We start from the raw sequence: 22,084 nt of genomic DNA on the forward strand, positions 1-22,084 counted from the left end.
CGAGCCCGAGTGTTCTTTGGATTATAAATTCATCAAAGTATGCTCGCGCCCTGCTAGCAATAGGATGCCTATAGCGCCACCAATGCCGTACAGAGCACCTGCCCAGCCATTTGCGTAGCCGAAGCCAACCGCGCCCATACTTGAACCCGTGCCGACCATAGTCGCAACAGTTGTACCAAGTACTAAAAACAGTGGCAGGCCACGGCCGCCTAATAAGAAATCTTCGCCAGATTTTTGATTACGCGAGACAAACCAGCCTAACCAAATTAAAAAACATACGTACACGCCGAAGCCTGTAAGAAAAAGTGTGCTGTTCATTTGACACCTCTCAGTGAAATATTGAGTTCATTCTTGAACTTTATTTATGATTCATTCATTTTTATATTTCATATAATTACTTTATTGATTCTATCTATTTTAATTAAAGTAATTTTTATAAATGTAGGGTGAGAGTATTAAAGGATAATAACAGGGAAGACTAACCCCTAATACTCTCTAAGTAGGTAATTGTGATTAGGTTATTACTAAACGCGATCAGCGCGGTAGCAAGTCACATCTACTTCAACCTTCACGTCTACAACTAGGTCGCAAACCATGCAGATACGAGCCGGTGGGTTAGCACCAAAGAACTCTTTGAATACCTTATTAAAAGATTGGAAGTAACGAGAATCCGTTAGCACAACCTTTACGTGCATTACGTCTTCTAGGGCGTAGCCCGCTTCAGTCATGATATCGACACAGTTTTGGATCGCTAGGCGAGACTGGTCTACAATGCCACCCTCTACCACTTCACCATCTGTCATCGGTGTCTGGCCAGAAACGTATAGGAAACCACCCGCTTCAGTTGCGCGTGCAAATGGTAAATGTTGTCCGCCTGTACCTGTACCGCCTTCAACACCGTAACGTTTAATAGTCATTTTTTAACTCCACTTCTTTATAGATAATATTGGTTCTTTTCCAATATATTTAAATTAATTCGTCGTTTTATTACTACTGTATATTTAATGAAATAATTAAATTCTAATTACGGTAAATAAAAACGCCTGAACGATTATTTTTTACTTTTCCTTTTTGGTAAGTTAACTCACCATTTACAAATACACTTTCTATTCCCTCAGCAACTGAAATAGGATTTTCAAATGTTGCTGTGTCTTTAATACTCTTTGGATCAAATAAAACTAAATCAGCAAATGCGTCTTGGCGAATCTCACCTCTTCCCGCGAGGTTGTAGCGCTTCGCAGACATTCCGGTCATTTTGTGAATCGCTTCTGGCAGCGCGAACAGTTTTTCATCTCGGCAGTAGTGACCCAACACTTTCGGGAAGGTGCCCCACAACCTTGGGTGTGGATGCGGGTCATTTGGTAAACCATCAGAACCAACCATGGTCAGCTTGTATTTCAATACGCGCTTTACGTCGTTCTCATCCATGCAGTGGTAAACCGCACCGGCTGGTTGAAGCGCTTTTGCTGCGTCCATCAGTGGTAGGTTCATCTCATCAGCAATCTGCTTAAGCGTTTTGCCTGCATGTTCAGGCTTTGCTTTAGACCAAGTGATGAAGATGTCGAAATCGTCTGTAACCTGTTTCAGATCTAATGTCGAAGAGCTGGCTGAGTATGGGTAGCAGTCGCAAGACACATCTTGGTGCTCTGAAACCTTGTCCATCAAATCAAGCACTTCAACAGTTCTGCCCCAGTTGCCTGCACCTGCACATTTAAGGTGAGAGATAACAACGGGTACTTTCGCGTATTGCCCGGTCTCAAACGCTTCTTCCATCGCGCTTAAGATCTCTTCGAATTCAGTACGCATATGCGTGGTATAGATACCGCCATGACTAGACAGCACTTTCGCTAACTGCATCACTTCATTGGCGTTCGCTTGTTTCGCGCTTGCGTAAGCCAAACCTGAACTCAAACCCAGTGCACCCTGATCCATCGCTAAATCAAGGTTGGTTTGCATGGCTGCAATTTCTTCTTCGCTTGCGGTGCGCTGTAGATCGTCCATCACTTGGTTACGCAGTGTGGTGTGGCCAACTAACGCTGCTACGTTCACCGCTGGTTGCGCTTGCTCTACGGCTTGTGCATACGCGGCAAAGGTTGGGTATTTGAAATCAGCCTGCGCGCCTAATAGATTCATTGGGTCAGGTGGATCGCCCGCCAAAACCGTTGGCGATGCGCTGATGCCACAGTTGCCAACAATCACGGTCGTCACACCTTGGCTGATCTTTGGTAGGCAGTCTGGGTAACGAATTACATTGGTATCGTCATGTGTGTGTACATCGATGAATCCAGGAGCCAATGCTAAGCCTGCTCCCTCAACCAACTGGCTACAATCTTCATGATCGATTTTGCCAATTTCAGCGATTTTTCCATCTCGGATTGCTACATCGGCACAAAACGATTGTTCGCCGGTGCCATCAAACACCTCTACATTTTTAATTATCGTATCGAACAACATTTCTCACTCTCTCAATCCACTCTGTTGATGGAGCTATATTAGAAATCCAGCCGATTATTTTCAGTGACAAAACACACATAATATTTTAATTTGTGTGATAGTTTCCATCACAAAGCACACTACTGATATATTTAAACATTAAATAACAACCACTTAAATCATGTTAGGAATCAGCAATGAAACATAACCCTGCGCAAAAAGATGTTATAAAGTATCAAAAAGATAGTTTCATCTTGACTGAAAAAGGCCAAAAAGGGAGAGCAGTATCACAATCTGAGAACGGTGTTTATCGACTGGTTGATGAAGATATTTCGCTTCCGGTAGCAATTATCAAACAATCAGCGTTGACCAATAACCTGAATTGGATGCAATCATTCGCCGATCATCACCAGGTTAAATTGTCGCCACACGGCAAAACATCGATGACACCTGGCTTCTTCCGTCAACAGCTAGAAAATGGCGCTTGGGGAATTACGGTTGCGACACCTGCACAGGCAGAAATTGCAGCAATGGCAGGCGCAAAAAGAATCATCATGGCTAACCAATTGGTAGGTAAAACCAACATGGCGATCATCGAACAGCTTATTAATGAGTTCGACGTTGATTTCTATTGCTGCGTGGATTCGTCAGTAAACGTGCAGCAACTCAACCAATATTTCGCCAACAAAAAGCAGACGCTAAAAGTTCTAATCGAGTTTGGTGTTCCGGGTGGCCGTTGTGGTTGTCGTTCACCTCAAGAAGTTCTAGAGCTGGCGCAAATTATCCAAGATATGCCTGCGCTTTCGCTAGCGGGTATTGAGGTATACGAGGGTGTGATTCATGGCGACAATGCCGAGCAAGACATTCGTACCTTCTTAAACCAAGCGCTCACTTCGGTCGAAAGCCTTGCATCAGACGGCTTAATGACCGGTCAACCTATCATTACGGGCGCAGGCTCGGCTTGGTATGACGTGGTGGCAGAATGCTTGGCGAACCTAACGGATTATTTAGCGATTATCCGCCCAGGCTGCTATGCCATTCACGATACTGGGATCTACCTAGATGCCCAAAGCAAGGTATTGCAACGTGCGCAAGTAAACCAAGGTTACGCGTGTGAGTTGGGGGGAGATTTAGAATCGGCACTTGAAGTGTGGGCGTATGTTATCTCTCGTCCGGAGCCAACCAAACTGGTGATCGGGCTAGGTAAGCGTGATGTGGCCTTCGATGCGGGTTTGCCTATTGCCGAGCGCGGCTATCGCAATGGCGAAGCTATCTCTGTGAAAGGTCTGACTGCTACCGCGGTAATGGATCAGCATACTTTTGTTGAAACTGATGGTTCTGCTGAGATTGAAGTGGGCGACATGATTGCGTTTTCTACCTCACACCCATGTTTAACCTTCGACAAATGGCGCTACATTGCCATCAGCGATGACGATTATCAGGTAAGCCACTGGGTAGAAACCTGCTTCTAGTTCGATTTTTCAATAAGCTAGAATCAGCGAAGCAATCAGATATACTAACGGGGCTAAGGCTTAGTTTTAAATGGATTAGCACTAAATGGCTAAAAAGCTTGGTTGTTACGAGAGAGGTTCTTTCGAACTAGGTTCTTAAAAACTAAGCAATACGATTAGCCCCATCAACAAAGGATCAGGATTCTTGAGTTTAGAAGTAGATATCATTTCACAGATAACCGAGCGTTTTCCCGCTCTTCGTGATGCAGAGAAAAAAGTCGCCAAGCTGATCATGGACGACATTGATTTTGCTGCCAATGCCAGTATCACAGAGCTTGCTGAAGGAGCTCAGGTCAGTGAAGCCACGATAACCCGTTTTGCTAAGGCGATCGGCTGTAACAACGTACGTGATATGAAGATCAAGCTTGCTCAAACCCTAACGGTTGGCCAGCGCTTTATTCTCGAACCGGTTAACCAAACTGGCTATCAAGGTATCTACGAGTCAATCAAGCAGAGCCTAGATATCAACCGTACTCTATTCAAAGAGCAAGATGTTGAAACTGCAGTAAACTGGCTGCATAACGCCAGGCAGATCATTGCAATCGGCATGGGTGGCGGCTCAACTATAGCCTCTCAAGAGCTGCAACACCGACTGTTTCGTTTAGGCTATCCTGTGGTGTCGTACAACGATGGCTTAATGTCACGCATGGTTGCCGCAACAGCCGATGCTAATGATGTGATGGTGATGATTTCCGCCACCGGCTTTACGCCAGTTATCACCGAAACCGCCGAACTAGCGAAGCAATACGGGCTTAAGATCATCGCGATTACTCCGCAAGACACGCCACTGGCAAAGATTGCCAATATTGTTCTGCCAATTAAGCACATGGAAACTGATTTCATCTACAAACCATCGGCGTCTCGCTACGCAATGCTAGCGTTAGTGGATGTACTTTCAATGGGCATGGCAGTCAATCACAAGAACCGCTCGCGCGATAAACTGCGCCGCTTGAAGGTTGCTTTAGACTCCTACCGAGGTGGCGGCGACCGACAACCTCTCGGTGACTAACGAATCAAGGACAGAATGAGCTTAAATGCTGGTGCGCGGCAATCTTTCACCAATTCGTATAAGCTCATTTCCAATCCTGTGATTTGGACACCAGCGTCCCGCAATCGGCTGATGGCCAATTTCTTATTCAGTGCGGTTCGTGAACTAATGCAATCACCAACTACTTGAACCTTGTACCCGAGATCCAATAAACCCAATGCGGTTTGATAAACACAAATATGAGCCTCGATACCACACACTAACCAAGTATCCACGTCCTTGGCTTGCACCGCCTCAACAAATTTAGGTTCGTCACACGCGTTGAACGTGAATTTAGGTATCGGCTTAGCATCACTCAACAGGTCATTCAGTTCATCGACTGTAGCACCTAGCTTCTCGGGATTCTGTTCCAAACTAATAATTGGCAGATCCAAAGCCTGCGCTCCTTGAATTAACTTCCCACAGTTAGAAATAAGTGTCTCACTCTCATCAACAAGGCGTGCGAGCTTGCCCTGAACGTCCACAACCACCAAGCCTGTCTTTTGTCTCATTAGCATGTGTATTCCTTGTTTTAGCAGCCTAACTTACTAAGCAATCTGATGAGTATGTTTTCTACTATGTAACGATTTAGCTTACAAAGCCATACAGTAATACGTATAAGACTACGGAATAATACTCACCAACGGTCGAAAGGCCGAAAACAAAAATAATTGATACTGCATGACATTAAAGAGTGAGTAAGAACAATGAACAAATTCGCGAAATCAGCATTAGCACTGGGCTTAATCGGCGCGGTTTCTCTTCCAGCATTAGCAGCAGGCACTAACGGCGGTACGTACATCGGTGGTGGCCTTGGTGTGTACCAAGATTCTGATACAGACGGTCAAGGCAACCTAGACTCAGACGGCATGGGTTACAACCTATATGGTGGCTACCAGTTCAATCGTATTGTTGGTGTTGAACTTGGCTACAACGATTACGCTGACTACAAAAAAGGTGCAGAAAAAATGTCTCCGACGTCTGTTTCTGTATCTGCAAACCTAGGTTACACGTTCGACAACACAATTCGTCCGTTCGTATTGGCTGGTCTTAGCTCTGTTGACCTAAACGCAAATAAGAGTGCTGGTTACGCTGATGACAGCGGTACAGGTTTCCACTTTGGTCTGGGTGTTGAATACACGCCAATCGAAAACCTAACACTTCGCCTAATTTCACAAGCTGATGCTGTGAGCGTAGAAAACTACTACGGTCCATTCAAAACCGAAGATAAGACACTGGCATTCAGCAGTGTTAGCCTAGGTGGTTCTTACAACTTCTAATGTAGCGAGCCTACGTAGAACACCCTAACATAAATAATTCACTTTGCTGTTCCACCTTGTCATGAAGGTCACTCAGTAAAGTGAATTTTTTGTTTCTACACACCTATCGCGTCATTTCACTTTAGTCGGTTTATCGCCGCCTATCTGAGCTTTATGCGTTGATATTAGAGCTTTCTTGGTAGCCAGACTAAAATAAAGGGATAAGAGACGCAGGAAAATAAGACCTATGAATCTACCAAGCTTAAACATGTCGATAAACAAGCTGCCTTTTGTGTTGGCCGTGTATTACCTGCTTGTAATCAACCTACCTCTCACCCAAGAGCTGTTTAGTATTGTTCAGGCATCCAAGTCTGAAAGCGTTGCGTTTCTTATATCCATCCCTATCTTCTTCCTTGCTGCCTTCAATTTTATCTTCCAAGTCTTCAACTGGCCGATATTCTCCAAGCCATTTTTTATCTTCTTGCTGATCACCTCAACACTCGTCAGCTACAGCATGTTCAATTACGGCATTTATGTAGACTATGGGATGATAGAGAACGTCTTCGAAACCAATAGTGGCGAAGCAGCAAGCTATGTAAGTACCCACTCCATCTTGTGGTTATTTGCGATGGGGATTGTCCCGTCACTGCTGCTACTCTTTACCAAGCTTAAGCGAGAGTCATGGAAAGATTTCTTTGTCTGGAAGTCGATTGGATTGCTCTCTTCATTGATTGTCATCGCGATTATTGCAGGACTGTTTTACAAAGATTACGTCTCGTTTGGCCGCAATAACTCGCACATCAAAAAGATGATCATTCCGACTGAGTATGTGGCATCAACGGTGAAATACATCAATAACACCTACATCAAACAGCCCATCCCATATCAAGAACTGGGCTTAGATGCTCAACTCAAACCACAAGCAAAAACGGCAAGCAAGCCGACCTTATTGGTGTTTGTACTTGGCGAGACTGCTCGCGTGTATAACTACCAGTATTATGGCTATGAGAGAGAAACCAACGCTCATACCAAGCCTTACAACCCGATATTTTTCTCTGATGTTCAGTCGTGCGGAACAGCCACCGCGGTTTCTGTACCGTGCATGTTCTCGAACATGAATCGCAGCAACTACGATCGCGACAAAGCCTACAACCAAGATAACGTAGTCGACATTATGAACCGCGCGGGCATTCACTCAATTTGGAGAGAGCACGATGGTGGAGACAAGGCGGTCGCACATCGAATCAAAGAGATGACTCTCGTCGCCAAAGATAGCGATCCTTTGTGTAATAAAGATGTGTGCTACGACACAGCCATGCTAGAGAATTTCGAACAAGATACTCAAGATCTTAAGCAAGATAGTATCATTTTCTATCACATTTCGGGTTCTCACGGCCCAACGTATTTTGAACGCTACCCTGACGAACATAAGAAATTTACGCCAGACTGCGCTCGTGCAGATATTGAAAACTGCACCAAAGAGCAAGTGGTTAACACCTACGACAACACGATTTTGTACACAGATTTCTTTCTCTCACAGGCGATTCAGAAGCTAGAGAAACTCACCGATAAGTACAACGTTGCGCTGATGTACATTTCCGACCACGGTGAATCTTTAGGGGAAAACGGCGTCTACTTGCACGGCATGCCTTATTCATTGGCACCGAAAGAGCAAACCCACGTTCCTATGATCATGTGGATGTCTGATGGCTTTGCAGAACAGAAAGGAATAAACCAAACCTGCTTGAGAAAGGCAGGCAAAGAGCAGAGTTTCTCGCAAGACAACCTGTTCGACTCTTTGCTCGGCTTGATGGACGTGCAAACCAAAGAATACCGAGAGAACCAAGATATCTTCGCTTCCTGCCGCTAGCTTGAAAGAGTGACTCATACATATTCCAACCAATGGGGCTCATTTATGAGCCCCTTTTTCTAGCCAAAACTGTCGTTTTTATTGAAAATATCTCTGTCTGTTACATCCCATTCGCAGCAAGTTTTGTTGAGTTTAGAATTGCGACTCCATATACTGGAAACATCATCCGACGGAGGGCAATAATGAATAATAAAAACAAACACATAGTGTTAATTCATGGTCTGTATATGCCTGCGTTGATCATGCAATATCTGGATAGAAATTTCAAAAAACGTGGCTTTACAACGCACAAGTTCGCTTACAACTCGCTGCGTTTCCCTTCTGCTGCTAAACGCCTCAACCGCTTCGTGAATGCACGTTTTGATGAACACGATGAGGTCTACTTCTTTGGTCACTCGCTCGGTGGCTTGCTGATTCGCCACTACTTTAAGTTCTACCAACCCGACTTTGCCGACACCTGCATCATTACCGCGGGGACTCCACACAATGGCGCGACTATCGCTAAAACGCTGTCGAATCATGGCCTCGGATTTATATTTGGTTCGAGCAAAATGATCTTAAGCGATGGCTTGGGTGACTACGATATTGATGTGCCGATTGGCGTGATTACAGGTACCTACGACGCCGGAGTCGGACGTATTGTTCTGGGAAGAAATCCGGGTGATGGCACAGTCACACTCGAAGACGCCAACCTAAGAGGAGCAACGGATACTTACGCCCTCAAACTCAACCACACGGCGCTTGTCTACTCCAAGGAAGTCGTGACAATGTCAGCTCAGTTCATCGAACACAGAGCTTTTAAGGATGCTTCATAGCTTATTTTCGTTAGCTTTTGCGCGTTGACTCCTATATCGAGCTCTTGTTGTCTTATTTGTGATGGATAAAAACAAAAATACCACTCAGAGATAAGAGTGGTATTCAAAGATTCATTACTGAAGTGAGTGCTTGTTACAGACGATTCACTCGCGTTGGTAAAAACACCTCACCCAACATGCATCGCACCGAACCACCGCCAATGTCTTCAATCGTTTTCACGTTAAATGGTAGCAACTTGCCGTGTGTAGAAAGCTGAGCTAACTGAGCGGGAGAAAACGCATCGTAAGCCGATTGAGACATCGCGATTACCTTATCGCCATTCACTGTTTCCAGTTGCAGAATGTTGCCGCAGAATCGGTTCATCTGATCGATCGAGATAGAGATAACCTGCTTGTCTTTAGCAAGTGATTTCACCACAAAGCGGCGCTCAAATTCTGGAATCACTTCATCACAAATCACGCAGAAGTTATCACCAATCGCCATCATCACATTGGTGTGGTAAATCGGCTGACCCGACGGTAATGCTGTTTGGAAGGAAACCACGCGTGAATAACCAATACGCTTCGCATAGTCTTCTAACACTTCACGATCACAACGCTGAGAAAGCGCCGCGTAGATGGTCTTATTGATATGATCGATCACCATCACACCCGTGCTCTCTAAGTAAGAACCTTGAGCGATGTAAGATTCTAGGGACTCACTGTGGTTAACAATGCGACCAGACGCTTCAAGTGCTTCAATAAGGGCACTTGGCTTAACTTCATTTTGACGGTTTTCACACGCCATAGGGAACGTAAATAAGCTTCCATCACTACAAGTACTGAACCAGTTATTTGGGAATACGGCATCAGGGGTTTCGACACCTAATTCAGGGTAATCAAACTCCACAACTTGCACACCTTCTTTACGTAGCGAAGCGACCATCGCCTTAAATTCGGCCATCGTTTCTAACTTTACCTCAGCTTCAGTCAGATCGACTCTGTGCTGAAACTCGTTATCACTTGCTGTTTCTTCGTTAAATTTAAACTCTTTTGGCGGCACCATAACAACGCAATTGGCGTTTTGAACATTAGTAATATGCAGTGATTTTTTATGTAGGTTTAACATTTCAACCGTCCCTATCTTTTATTTACCTCAGAATTGTAAACAACTTGTTACGATAAGATTCACTGAAAAGAATAATGATTTGAATATTTATCCCAAACAATTACTGCAAAACTCAGTTTATTCGGTAAATTTCACTGCAAGATAACAGCACATCAGAAAGAACCAACTGTTTGCATATTAGATACAGAATTTGTTGAATAAATATCCGAACTTCATTCTCTAGCTTGCTGCGGGTTTAGGTTACAATTTAATCCATTTAGCGTTAGGATTATCACCGTTGCATAACAATCAATTACGTTTGAAATAAGCTTAACTTTTCCTGTCCGATTCACTCTAAAATACGCGTCATGAATGACACTCTTTGGACCTTTCCTGCGGCATCGCTTAAACCAAAATCCATCGAATGACTTAATGCTTATAAGAACGAATTGGCACTTATATAATTTCAAACTAAGACTGTAAAATTTCAGATCAAACCTATAAAAACAAAGCTACACAGACGATGCAGTTGCTAATCGATGCATTCGTTTATAAAGGGAAATCTATGTACAAAAAATTTGAAGGCTTTACTGAAGCCTTTCCAAAGGGAGAGCCGATACAACCTCCTACTGGAATACTGGCATTTTGCCGCCATTACACTCGTGGTTTTGAAAAGCCGTTAATCTTGCTCGGCCTAATGAGCATGACCATCGCGATCATCGAAGTCGCGCTGTTCGGTTACATGGGTCAACTGGTTGATTGGCTGTCAACCAGCAACCCAGAAACCTTCTTAGCTGATAACCAATCCACATTAATGGGACTTGGTGTTCTGTTGTTAGTTGTGATGCCAATCTTGATCAGTGTTTACTCGCTTTTGCTTCACCAAACTTTGCTAGGCAACTACCCAATGTCGATTCGTTGGTTAGCGCACCGTTACCTTTTGAAGCAAAGCCTGTCCTTCTATCAAGATGACTTCGCCGGACGTGTCGCTACCAAAGTGATGCAAACCTCGCTCGCGGTACGTGAAACCGTAACCAAGATGGTCGATGTGTTTGTCTATGTGACAGTTTACTTCACCGCAATGCTGTTCATGCTTGCAGAATCAGATTGGCGCTTAATGGCTCCGATGCTGATTTGGCTATTCATTTACATCGGTATCCAACTGCACTTCGTGCCAAAGCTAAAAGACGTTTCTTCCGAGCAAGCGGATGCTCGTTCTCTGATGACGGGTCGTATTGTTGATAGCTACACCAACATCGCAACTGTGAAACTGTTCTCACACAGCAAGAGAGAAACCGAATACGCCGAAGAAGGTATGGAAGGCTTCTTAGATACTGTCCATCGCCAAATGCGCTTAGTAACCGGCTTCAACATCTGCGTTGAATTCGCTAACTATCTGTTGGTGTTCAGCATTGCGGGTATCTCTATCTACCTATGGTTAGATAACGCGATCACCGTGGGTGCAATCGCGATTGCGGTCAGTTTAGCTCTACGTATTAACGGCATGTCGAAATGGATCATGTGGGAAATCGGTGGTCTTTTTGAAAACCTAGGTACCGTGATTGATGGTATCAAAACCCTGTCTAAGCCCATCGCTATCGAAGACAAGAAAGACGCAAAGCCTTTGGATGTTCCACAAGGTGGCATTCATTTCGACAACGTGAGCTTTAACTACGGTGAGAATAAGGGGGTGATTAACAACCTAAACCTCAACATCAAACCGGGTGAAAAGGTAGGCTTAGTGGGCCGTTCAGGTGCAGGTAAGTCTACCCTAGTTAACTTACTGCTGCGGTTCCACGATGTAGAGAGTGGTCGCATCCTGATTGACGGTCAAGAGATCTCAACAGTGACGCAAGATTCGCTGCGCAGCAACATCGGTATGGTGACCCAAGATACTTCACTGTTGCACCGTTCGATCAAAGACAACATTCTTTACGGTCGACCTGAAGCATCAGATGAAGAAGTTTACGCAGCTACCAAACAAGCGCACGCGCATGAGTTTATCGAAACGCTTACCGACCCATTTGGCAACGTGGGCTATGATGCTCAAGTAGGTGAACGTGGCGTTAAGCTTTCGGGTGGTCAGCGTCAACGCGTCGCTATCTCACGTGTTCTTCTGAAAAATGCTCCGTTACTTGTTCTCGATGAAGCAACTTCTGCACTCGATTCTGAGGTAGAAGCAGCCATTCAAGAGAGCTTGATTGAGCTAATGGAAGGCAAAACGGTAATCGCGATTGCACACCGTCTGTCGACTATTGCTGCGATGGACCGCCTGATCGTGCTTGATGCAGGCAATATCGTCGAAGAAGGTACGCACCAAGAACTAATTAATCAAAATGGCATCTATGCGCAGCTATGGAATCACCAAACAGGCGGCTTCATTGCAGATGATCTTGAGCAAGCTACGAACGCTTGATTTTTGTGCTATTTTAAAAGTGCGGCGTGATTCACACCAATTTGTTAATTAGCGGTAAATTACACGTGGCAGAATGTTATGTCGTAATTATATAATGACATTAATACCAAAGACGCCTCGCTTGCGCGTTCTGGAATAAGGCTAGACTTCGGGGGGAGGCTAGCCTTTTTTATGCCTATTATTTGGCCCTCTTTACTACCTGTCCAATAAACTTCATCGATCCTTTTGTTTTTTTCTTGGCGTTTTTTTCTTAAAATGCGCGCAATATTCTTTCTAGAGATCAACCATGAACAAAAGTGTCTTAACTAACGTTATTGCGTTAGCACTGCTTGCTGGCGGCTATGCGACAGCAAACCAATACTTGCTTTACGCAGGTCTATTCGCATTTTCTGGTGCCATCACCAACTGGCTTGCGATTCACATGTTGTTCGAGAAAGTACCCGGTCTATACGGTTCTGGCGTTATTCCAGCACGGTTTGAAGAGTTCAAGGCTGCCATCAAGCAACTGATGATGGAACAGTTCTTTACTGAAAGTAACATCGACCGCTTCCTGAGCAGCGAGATGACAGGAAAGTCGCTCAATCTAGAGCCTGTAATTCAGAAGATCGACTTTAATCCAGCATTCGACTCGCTAGTACACGTTATCGAGAATTCACAGTTTGGTGGCATGTTGGCAATGTTTGGTGGCACAGAAGCACTAGAGCCTATGAAAGCGCCATTTGTGGAGAAGATGCAGGAATCTGTGATTGAAATCAGCAAGAGTGATTCCGTAAAAAATGCCATCAAAGATGAGCTAGAATCACCTGCGATGATGGATGAAATCAAAGAGAACATTGAGGCTATCATTGATCAGCGCTTGAATGAGCTAACACCTAAACTAGTTAAAGAGATGGTTCAAACAATGATCAAGAAACACCTTGGCTGGCTGGTCGTTTGGGGGGGTGTATTCGGTGGTGTGATTGGCTTAATTTCGGCGGCAATTACGTTGTAAACCGGACAAGTCTATCGGGTTGCTCTTTCTCTAACATTCAACAAAAATGGAAGCTTATTTTGGCTTCCATTTTTTATATCTAAATAACCTTGGTAAGGCGAAAGCAGACCACTATTTTAGAGTTGCCAACAACTCAGGATTCACACCGAAACCCTTTTTATGCTCTTCAATCACGACTTCACTGCGTGTTTGAATGACACCAGGCAAGGTACCTAACTTTGTTGCCATAAACGCTTGGTACGCCTTCATGTCTTTCACTCGAACCTTGATCATGGTGTCAAAGTCACCCGACAGTGAGTAACACTCTTCCACCTCAGGCATCAATTCAACCGCTTGAGCAAATTTGTCGAAGATCGAAAAGCTAGTCTGGTCGAGACGGATATGGATAAAGACTTGAACATCGAGTCCCAACTTTTCTGAACAAAGCTCAGCATGATAGCCCGTGATGTAGCCCTCCTTCTCCAATCGCTTCAATCTATCAGAGCAAGGTGAAGTCGTTAAGTTGACCTGCTTTGCCAACTCAACGACAGGCAAACGCCCTTTCATATGCAGAATTCTTAGTATCTCTTTATCGATACGATCGAGTTGATGCTGAGACATAACATTCCTTAAACATTCTAAGTTCCGCTCAGTATATTCCATACCAAGAGCAATCGAAGAAAACTTCGCTCACACATTTAGAAAACTAAACGTACCATTCCTATTCACGCTAAATATAAATCAACAAACAACGATAGCAACTCTTATAAATCAAACTCTAATTATTAACAAATTATTATAGAAATGACCCGATTAACAAACAAGTTGAGCCAGAAACGAAAGAAAGGACATAGGTCAATGTGAATAATAGAATTATCAAAGAGAAAGGATGACTCTATTATGAAAACGCAAGAACTCGCATATAAACCTTACGGTATTGGTTCATGGACACACGTAACGGTATCAAAAGATGTTGCTCAAGCACTAGCAAGTGAATACTCAAACTATGGATGGGAAGTGAAGATTGATGGCAATGCCATTGAAGCTGAGCTTGCACTCAAGGCTGCTTAGAAACACAAAAACCTCCTAGCACGGAGGTTTTTTGAATCAAGTTAGTAAGCACTTACTATGAGTTAGGCTAGGCCAACTTGGGGAACAGCACTTCCAGTTTCGCAACGACAATTGCACGTGCGGCAGAAGTGCTGAGTTTCCATATCGTAGTACAGGTTTCCACTAAATAGTTTTGACGTCCATTGCATCATACGGCCAGAAGCTGTCTCGGGCTCTGATTCACAACGTTTCATTATAGACTTATGTAGTGTTGTTTTTTTACATCCTTTGCAATAGAGATCAGGCATACCTTTGTCCTATAGGTCTTTAGTGGTTACTGACAATTGACACATCATGTCCAATTCAGTTCAACAATTCACCGAGCTAATGACAAAAGTGAGCGCTAAGTTCAAAAAACAGCCAATTTCCCCTTTGTTTTTTGATATCAAGCGTCATCAAGATCCTTCTTCTATTTATCCCCCCCCCCCTTTAATCACTCGGTTTCGATTTACATTGTAAAACCCGATAACGGCAGTACTTCACCCGAATTTGAAATAAGACAAAAGTCGCACCCACATAAAAAACTCAGCTTTTAATGATCACAAAAAACATATTGATCGAGCACGAAGCAATAAACACCAATATTGATAAGGAACACTAGGGTCACGTCATGGAGAATTGCGGGGGCAATGAAGAGACATGTACAACTGACACAAGCTGTTTGAGATGATGGAGCCAAGTGCCCATCAAAAGAGTTTGGAGTCATTGAAGATAGACCAGCACGAGGTCGAAAGCATTAGGAAATGGTCAAAAAAATAGAGCCACCGAAGTGACTCTATTGTTTTTATCAATTGGTTGTTGCCAATGTTCTTAGCTAATTTACATCTGCTTTACAATGTAAATTAGTCTAGCTCAACTAGGTTCTTCTCGAACTCAGCATGTTGCTTCTTAACTTCATCTTCTGGCTCGCCAGTAATCAAGCTAACCACAACGATAGAAATCGTTGATAGGATGATTCCCGGTACGATCTCGTACACATCGAACCAACCGCCCGTGAACTGCTTCCAAAGAACAATCGTAACACCACCAACCACGATACCCGCTAGAGCGCCGTTACGGTTCATACGAGACCAGTACAGGCTCAATACGATAGCTGGACCAAATGCAGCACCAAAACCAGCCCATGCGTAAGATACAAGGCCAAGTACTGAACTGTCTGGCGTCATCGCTAACACAAGAGCAATCAGAGAGATTAGGATAACCGCGAAGCGGCCTACACGAACGATCTCTTCAGACGTCGCATCTTTCTTAAGCACTTGCTTGTACAAGTCTTCTGCCATTGCAGATGAAGAAACAAGAAGTTGTGAATCCGCAGTACTCATGATTGCCGCTAGGATTGCAGCAAGTAGGATACCTGCGATTACTGGGTGGAACATCGCGTTCACAAGAAGCATGAAGATCTTCTCGCCATCGTCTAGCTTAGGTGCGCCAGAGTTCGTCACGTAGATTAGACCAACAAGACCCACCAGCATTGCACCAATCATAGACAGTGCAGTCCATACCACCGCGATACGACGCGCTGTTGTTAGGTCTTTATTGCTACGTGTTGCTTTGAAACGAGCAAGGATATGTGGCTGACCGAAGTAACCTAGACCCCATGCCGCTAGCGAGATGATCGCGATAGCAGAAAGTGGCTCACCTTTCACATCATTCCATAGCGTGAGAAGCTCTGGGTTGATGTTGTGAAGATCAGTCGATAGCTGACCAAGACCACCGTTCATCGCTGCGATTGGTACAATCAATAGCGCAGCAGACATCAGCAGACCTTGAACCAAATCCGTCCAAGATACCGCAAGGAAACCACCAAATAGCGTGTAAGAAACCACACATACTGTACCGATGATTACCGCTGTTGTGTAATCTAGGCCGAATACTGTTTCAAACAATTTACCACCTGCTACCAAGCCAGAACTTGTGTAGAAAAGGAAGAATAAAAGGATAAAGAAAGCAGAAATTGTTTGGATCAGCTTAGAATTATCATTGAAACGACGAGATAGGAACTCAGGTAGCGTCAGTGACTCTGTTGTAATGCTGTAAGTACGCAGACGCTTAGCACTGATTAACCAGTTCGCCCAAGTACCAACTAGCAGGCCACCAGCAAGCCAGAATGCTTCAAAACCAGCAGCATAAGCGTAACCCGGTAGACCAAGTAGTAGCCAACCACTCATGTCTGATGCACCAGCAGAAAGTGCAGCAGGCCATGGGCCTAGCGAACGACCACCTAGGAAGTAGTCTGTCGAGCTAGAAGTACGTTTGTAAGCAATAACACCGATTGCCAGCATCATAATTAGATACGCAATGAACGTCGTCGTTATTGCAAAACTGTTTTCTATCATTTGATAGTCCTCATTTGTAAAAAGCCTTCCATGCCTAATTCAATGCAAGACACTCACCGTAAAGGCAAGCGAGTGCATTGAGTTAGGTATTGAGGCTCCAAGGCACTATGAGTTAAATCCAAAGATGGTGAAACCAACAATGGAGAAAACAAAAGTGCTTAGAGCCAATGTTACTGAAGGTTAGTGAGCTTCGCTTCCAAGTTCGAGCAAGGTCGCGTTACCGCCCACGGCTGTTATATTTATAGTTCGCGTGCGTTCGGTAATGAAGCGCAGCGATAGGTGTGGATCATTAGCAACATTCATTGCCGTCAGATCCGTTTCAGCGACTAAACCGACGATTGCACCGTCACGCTTAGCAAGCTGCAAATTGATAGCTTGTGCCGTTTGTGAATTACCCACATAACCTGCACTTCGTACATCGCAAGACAGCAGCTGTTGAGCAGCGTCATACGAGGCAACCTGTACTAAGTTAGTTGGCAAATTCGCTTGTTTCGCGGCATCAGCAATTAAGGTGTTGAACTGTACGTCATCACTGCACAATTGAACGCTGTTACCTGCCAATAGTGCTGCAGTAATCATCGCTGTTGCGGTTTGCAGTGCCGACACTTTCTGTTCGCAATCATCAACAATTACCAAAGCCACACCGCGGCCGGCAGCGTACAACTCATTGGTTTCACCCGTAGGACCCGCCATGAGGTGATGCTCAGAAAGCAGCGCAGACGCTTGCTCTAAATGATAAGTTGCCACTGCCGCCAAAGGCGCAGATTGACTTTCGATCTCTGATTTGAATGAAAGTACCTGAGCACTCTTATGATCAAAGTCGGTAAGATTCCATTGTTCCCACGCTAACAAAGCATCAGAAAAACCTGTCACTTGATGAACCATGATACTGCTCCTTATGCCTTGTCTTGTAATTGAGAGAAATGAACATCAGTAAAGCGATATAGGTAGTGAGGACCACCCGCTTTAGGGCCAGTACCCGACAAGCCTTGACCACCAAATGGTTGAACCCCAACAACAGCGCCCACTTGGTCACGGTTGATGTAGCAGTTACCCACACGAACGTGTTTTTCGATCCAACGGTAAGTTGTTTCGTTACGGCTGTGGATACCCATGGTTAAACCAAAACCAGTTTGGTTAATTTGATCAACCACTTGCGCCAGTTCACTCGCTTTGAAACGAACAATGTGCAGCACAGGGCCAAACTGTTCTTCTTTCAAACAACTGATGTCATCAATTTCAAACGCACTTGGTGGGACAAAGTCACCATGTTCACAATCCGTACCTAGAGAAAGTTGAGCCACCTTCTTCTGGGTATTGGTCATGTTTTCTAAGTGAGCCAACAACTTCTGTTTCGCATTTTGGTCGATAACAGGGCCAACATCCGTTTTATGAAGATGCGGGATACCAACACTCAGTTCGTCCATTGCACCGTGAATCAATCCAACCACGCGGTCTGCAATGTCTTCTTGGATGTAAAGCACACGCAGTGCAGAACAACGTTGGCCTGCAGAAGCAAACGCAGAACGAATCACATCACGAACCACCTGTTCAGGCAGTGCGGTACTGTCGACGATCATTGCGTTCTGACCACCCGTTTCCGCGATAAACGGAACCGGTTTAGCATTGCGACTTGCCAGTGACACGTTGATACGTTGTGCCGTTGGTGTTGAGCCCGTAAAGGCAACGCCCGCAATCGCATCATGGCTGGTTAGTGCACTGCCGATCTCAGCACCGCGACCTGGTAGTAACTGAATCGTGCCAGCAGGGAAGCCTGCTTCATTCATCAGTTCAACCGCGCGAGCTGCAATCAAGCTTGTTTGCTCAGCAGGTTTCGCCACAACCGTGTTACCCGCGACTAGTGCAGCTGTAATTTGGCCAAGGAAGATCGCCAATGGGAAGTTCCAAGGGCTGATACAAACGAACACACCACGACCTTGTCGAGAGGCGATTCGTGTTTGGCCATCAAAACCTTTTAGTTCGAAACCTTGCAGATTATCAGCTTGCTTTGCGTAGTAACGACAGAAGTCGACCGCTTCACGCACTTCATCAATACTGTCGTGAATAGTCTTACCCGCTTCTTGATGACAAATTGCCACCAGCTCAGCTAGGTTCTCTTCCATCAGATCAGCCAGCTTCTCAAGCGCAGCGGCCTTAGTTTCAACCGAAGTTGCATTCCAATCAGCAAATGCTGCGTCTGCACCAGTGATCGCTGCGGAAACATGATCAAGGTTAGCGAAAGCCACCTGACCGACATTAATACGACGATCGTAAGGTGCCGTGACTTGTTCAACGTTCTGATCAGCCTTGATCATGCTTTCGGCAAAAGATTCACCGTTGATCACAGGTCCAGCAGTCCATTGATTGTTAAGGAAAGACTTAACCTGCTCTTCGAATTGATGAGCTTCACTTTCGATATCAATGTTCACACCGTAAGAGTTCTTACGCTCAGGGAATACCGCTGGCGGCAGAGGAATCTTAGTGTTGTTCAGCGTATCGAACGCAAGAAGCATATCGACTGGGTGTTGAGTCAGCTCTGCCACTGGGCAGCGAGCATCAACCAATCGGTGTACAAACGAGCTGTTTGCACCGTTCTCTAGCAGACGACGTACTAGGTATGGCAGTAGATCTTTATGGCTACCAACTGGCGCGTAGATACGTACCGACTGTTGGTAAGCTTCCATTGCATTGTTATAAAGTGAATCACCCATGCCGTGTAAGCGTTGGAATTCAAAGTCTTTATGATCGGTCATCACTGCAATAGCAGAAACCGTATGAGCATTGTGGCTCGCAAACTGCGGGAAGATATTGCCACGAACGCTTGGGCTCAATAGGTAACGCGCACATGCAAGGTAAGCTACGTCTGTCGCTTCTTTACGTGTGTAAACTGGGTAATCAGTAAAGCCAGCTTGTTGCGACCATTTGATTTCGCTGTCCCAGTAAGCACCTTTAACTAAGCGAAGCGGGATCAAATCACCCTGCTCTTTCGCTAGGCGGTTTAGCCATACTAGAACCGGAAGTGCACGCTTTGAGTAAGCTTGAATAACCAGACCAAATTTACCCCAACCTTTTACAAGATCAGTGCGGTACAGTTTTTCGAATAATTTAAGAGAAAGCTCTAGGCGATCCGCTTCTTCCGCATCAATCGTAATTGCAACATCGAGCTCTACTGCACGGCGCAATAGCTGCTCTAGCGTGTCGCAAAGTTCAGTCAGTACGCGGTCTTCGTTCGCCACTTCATAACGTGGGTGAAGCGCAGAAAGCTTGATAGATACCGATGGCGCAGGGCTCGATTTTGAAGAGACATACGTGTCTCGACCTACAGCTTCAATCGCCATTAGGTAATCTTTGAAGTATTTGTTTGCGTCAGCTGTAGTCAGTGCCGCTTCACCTAGCATGTCGTATGAGTAGGTAAAACCTTTGTCACGCATAGACTTACCGTTCTTCTGCGCTTCAGCAATGCTGCGACCAAGAACGAATTGGTGACCCATCACCTTCATCGCTTGGTGCATCGCTTTACGAATCACAGGCTCAGAAAGCTTGTTCACTAAACGGTTAACCGCTTGACCTGCACTCTGCTCTTTAGATGAAAGTCCAACCACCTTGCCCGTTAACATTAGGCCCCAAGTGGATGCGTTCACAAACACCGAATCAGAATTCTTAAGGTGAGACTTCCAGTCCGCAACGCTCAGTTTGTCGCGAATCAGTGCATCAGCTGTTGCTGAATCAGGAATACGCATCAAGGCTTCCGCCAGACACATCAGCAAGATGCCCTCTTGAGTATCTAAGCTGTATTCAAGCAACAGTGCATCGATCATCTGGATAGAAGTCTTATCCGCACGGATAGCCTCGATCAATGATGTCGTTTTCTCTGTGATTTGCTGCTTTTCAGACTCAGAAGGGGTAGCTAGTGGCAGAAGTTGCTCTAGCCATTGGGTTTCATCCACCATATATAATGGTGAGATAAGCGACCATAGATCAGCAAGCGACTGCTCATTGAATTCTGGCTTTAACACATCGGTAGCTGTAAACATGCGTTTTCCTTAATCTCACACCCGGAATTAGCCCGGGGATCTCTACAATGGCTGCAGTGTATTTAGAGTATATAAGGATTACTTGTCAAAAACTCCGAGTTTTTTGCTAAAAACTCGCTTTATTAACAAAACAAACACAACGTCACATATGAAACTTTAAAATAATATGCCGTTTTGTTTCACTATTTAACAGAAATTTTCTTTTTGTATTGGGATGGTGACATGCCTTGAAGACGTGAAAAGGTGTGAGTAAAGGAGGATTGACCGGAGAAACCAGCAAGTTCTGCAACCTGACCAAGGCTCAGATTACCTTGTTCGATCAAGCGGCGAGAGCGGTCGATACGCTTACCTAATACATACTGGTGAGGGGTAATACCCATCTGCTCTTTGAACAACATATGAAACTGGCTTTCACCCAAAAACACACTGCCTGCCAGCTGGGCAACCGAGATCTTATTCGCGAGGTGTTGCTCAATGTAGCGATCCAGAGCTTCAAGATCGAAACGCGAATCTTTGATTGAGGTTTCAAACGCCGAGATGTGTCTTTGCATCAGTGCAATCACCGTATCATTACAGGCACGGCTTAATAGCAGATCATCAGGGCTTGCCTGCATCTCTTGCACCAACATATGGATAAGCTTTTGAATTTGCGCGTCTAATTGGAAGTAGACGTTAGAAGACTCGAGCTGATTAATCTTCTCTAACATCAGAGGGTCGTCGTCACTTGGCACAGGCATGTTGAGCACTAGGATATCCGACTGACCGACCACACCACCGAAAGCATGATCAGAGCTTGCTGTCACCACACATCCTTGGCCGGGACCGACAAGATTGCCCTTACCACTGACTTCAAATTCCGCCTGACCTTTTAGACCGATCACCACCTGAGAATAATGGTGCTCGTGGCAATCCATATGCGATGGCAAAGTAATGATCTCTGCGGGACGAGGGCCAGTAAGGCCTAGCGGAGACAAGTCTAGGTTTGGAAAGGGTAAAGGTTTTGGCATGACAGCAAAATACTCAAGTCAACATAGTAAGAATAATACTCTGAAATCTGCACAAGATGAATTTGTAAATGATCATGAGAGTCATTTCCTGACCTCAAAGAAAAGATCATCACTGCGATCCTCTTGATCATGCCTCCGGAAAGATGATCAAGAGTGTACAAACTACGGGCATTGTAAAACCAATCGTTCCGACGAGTTTAGGGACTTCA

The 22,084-nt window shown here is 44.9% G+C and carries 17 protein-coding genes and 1 pseudogene; 8 read left to right on the plus strand and 10 right to left on the minus strand.

All coding sequences use genetic code 11. From position 1 onward, the window contains the following. Positions 1-51: 51 nt before the first annotated feature. The 3 genes and pseudogenes from ACED45_RS11535 to ACED45_RS11545 form a co-directional block, all read right to left on the minus strand. Positions 52-318, minus strand: a pseudogene (locus ACED45_RS11535) (sodium:solute symporter family protein); the annotation flags it as partial. 206 nt (positions 319-524) lie between these two features. Then, positions 525-917, minus strand: coding sequence for a RidA family protein (locus tag ACED45_RS11540; RefSeq protein ID WP_102431864.1), 393 nt, complete (start codon positions 915-917; stop codon positions 525-527). Between the two features lie 103 nt (positions 918-1,020). After that, complete coding sequence (locus ACED45_RS11545; protein WP_333917688.1) at positions 1,021-2,454, minus strand: N-acyl-D-amino-acid deacylase family protein; 1,434 nt, start codon at positions 2,452-2,454, stop codon at positions 1,021-1,023. 176 nt (positions 2,455-2,630) lie between these two features. Here ACED45_RS11545 and ACED45_RS11550 point away from each other — a divergent pair, with 176 nt between their 5' ends. Beyond that, positions 2,631-3,905: an amino acid deaminase gene (locus tag ACED45_RS11550; protein WP_371714084.1), complete on the plus strand. Its 1,275-nt coding sequence runs from the start codon at positions 2,631-2,633 to the stop codon at positions 3,903-3,905. A 184-nt stretch (positions 3,906-4,089) separates the two neighbouring features. Beyond that, on the plus strand, positions 4,090-4,953 hold the full coding sequence (locus tag ACED45_RS11555) for a MurR/RpiR family transcriptional regulator (RefSeq protein ID WP_333917686.1): 864 nt from the start codon (positions 4,090-4,092) through the stop codon (positions 4,951-4,953). On the opposite strand, the gene ACED45_RS11560 is transcribed toward ACED45_RS11555, so the two are convergent. Next, on the minus strand, positions 4,950-5,489 hold the full coding sequence (locus ACED45_RS11560; RefSeq protein WP_371714085.1) for a hydrolase: 540 nt from the start codon (positions 5,487-5,489) through the stop codon (positions 4,950-4,952). The two genes, ACED45_RS11555 and ACED45_RS11560, sit on opposite strands and share 4 nt — an antisense overlap. 189 nt (positions 5,490-5,678) lie before the next feature. Here ACED45_RS11560 and ACED45_RS11565 point away from each other — a divergent pair, with 189 nt between their 5' ends. The 3 genes from ACED45_RS11565 to ACED45_RS11575 all read left to right on the plus strand — a co-directional run bounded on the left by ACED45_RS11565 (position 5,679) and on the right by ACED45_RS11575 (position 8,915). Beyond that, complete coding sequence (locus ACED45_RS11565; protein WP_371714086.1) at positions 5,679-6,251, plus strand: porin family protein; 573 nt, start codon at positions 5,679-5,681, stop codon at positions 6,249-6,251. Positions 6,252-6,477: 226 nt separating this feature from the next. Beyond that, positions 6,478-8,100 carry a phosphoethanolamine transferase gene (locus tag ACED45_RS11570; RefSeq protein ID WP_371714087.1) on the plus strand — a complete coding sequence of 541 codons (1,623 nt, stop codon included), beginning with the start codon at positions 6,478-6,480 and terminating at the stop codon, positions 8,098-8,100. A gap of 182 nt (positions 8,101-8,282) precedes the next feature. Next, a complete protein-coding gene (locus tag ACED45_RS11575; protein WP_371714088.1) occupies positions 8,283-8,915 on the plus strand; it encodes an esterase/lipase family protein in 633 nt (210 codons plus the stop codon). 133 nt (positions 8,916-9,048) lie between these two features. Here the strand turns inward: ACED45_RS11575 and ACED45_RS11580 are convergent, their stop codons facing one another. Continuing rightward, entirely contained in the window at positions 9,049-10,023 is a 975-nt protein-coding gene (locus ACED45_RS11580) for an arginine deiminase-related protein (RefSeq protein WP_371714089.1), read from the minus strand. Positions 10,024-10,567: 544 nt separating this feature from the next. On the opposite strand from ACED45_RS11580, the gene ACED45_RS11585 reads away from it, so the two are divergent. Together ACED45_RS11585 and ACED45_RS11590 are read left to right on the plus strand one after the other, a co-directional pair. Next, positions 10,568-12,418 carry an ABC transporter ATP-binding protein gene (locus ACED45_RS11585; protein WP_371714090.1) on the plus strand — a complete coding sequence of 617 codons (1,851 nt, stop codon included), beginning with the start codon at positions 10,568-10,570 and terminating at the stop codon, positions 12,416-12,418. A gap of 286 nt (positions 12,419-12,704) precedes the next feature. After that, positions 12,705-13,409, plus strand: coding sequence for a hypothetical protein (locus tag ACED45_RS11590; RefSeq protein ID WP_017065155.1), 705 nt, complete (start codon positions 12,705-12,707; stop codon positions 13,407-13,409). Positions 13,410-13,520: 111 nt separating this feature from the next. On the opposite strand, the gene ACED45_RS11595 is transcribed toward ACED45_RS11590, so the two are convergent. Next, the gene (locus ACED45_RS11595) at positions 13,521-14,009 is read right to left on the minus strand and encodes an Lrp/AsnC family transcriptional regulator (protein WP_017075645.1); all 489 of its coding nucleotides are present in this window, start codon (positions 14,007-14,009) and stop codon (positions 13,521-13,523) included. Positions 14,010-14,288: 279 nt separating this feature from the next. On the opposite strand from ACED45_RS11595, the gene ACED45_RS11600 reads away from it, so the two are divergent. Next, positions 14,289-14,459 (plus strand): hypothetical protein, encoded by a 171-nt coding sequence (locus ACED45_RS11600; protein WP_017071239.1) that lies wholly within the window; start codon positions 14,289-14,291, stop codon positions 14,457-14,459. An 881-nt stretch (positions 14,460-15,340) separates the two neighbouring features. Here the strand turns inward: ACED45_RS11600 and putP are convergent. The 4 genes from putP to ACED45_RS11620 all read right to left on the minus strand — a co-directional run bounded on the left by putP (position 15,341) and on the right by ACED45_RS11620 (position 21,875). Beyond that, the gene (gene putP, locus ACED45_RS11605) at positions 15,341-16,831 is read right to left on the minus strand and encodes a sodium/proline symporter PutP (RefSeq protein ID WP_371714114.1); all 1,491 of its coding nucleotides are present in this window, start codon (positions 16,829-16,831) and stop codon (positions 15,341-15,343) included. 183 nt (positions 16,832-17,014) lie between these two features. Beyond that, positions 17,015-17,719, minus strand: coding sequence for a 1-pyrroline-5-carboxylate dehydrogenase (locus ACED45_RS11610; protein WP_146492687.1), 705 nt, complete (start codon positions 17,717-17,719; stop codon positions 17,015-17,017). A gap of 11 nt (positions 17,720-17,730) precedes the next feature. After that, positions 17,731-20,868 carry a bifunctional proline dehydrogenase/L-glutamate gamma-semialdehyde dehydrogenase PutA gene (putA, locus tag ACED45_RS11615; RefSeq protein WP_371714091.1) on the minus strand — a complete coding sequence of 1,046 codons (3,138 nt, stop codon included), beginning with the start codon at positions 20,866-20,868 and terminating at the stop codon, positions 17,731-17,733. A 182-nt stretch (positions 20,869-21,050) separates the two neighbouring features. Further along, positions 21,051-21,875 carry an AraC family transcriptional regulator gene (locus ACED45_RS11620; protein ID WP_123305774.1) on the minus strand — a complete coding sequence of 275 codons (825 nt, stop codon included), beginning with the start codon at positions 21,873-21,875 and terminating at the stop codon, positions 21,051-21,053. Positions 21,876-22,084 lie beyond the last annotated feature (209 nt).

It is taken from the genome of Vibrio crassostreae (assembly GCF_041439375.1).
Classification (GTDB): Bacteria; Pseudomonadota; Gammaproteobacteria; order Enterobacterales; family Vibrionaceae; genus Vibrio; species Vibrio crassostreae_D.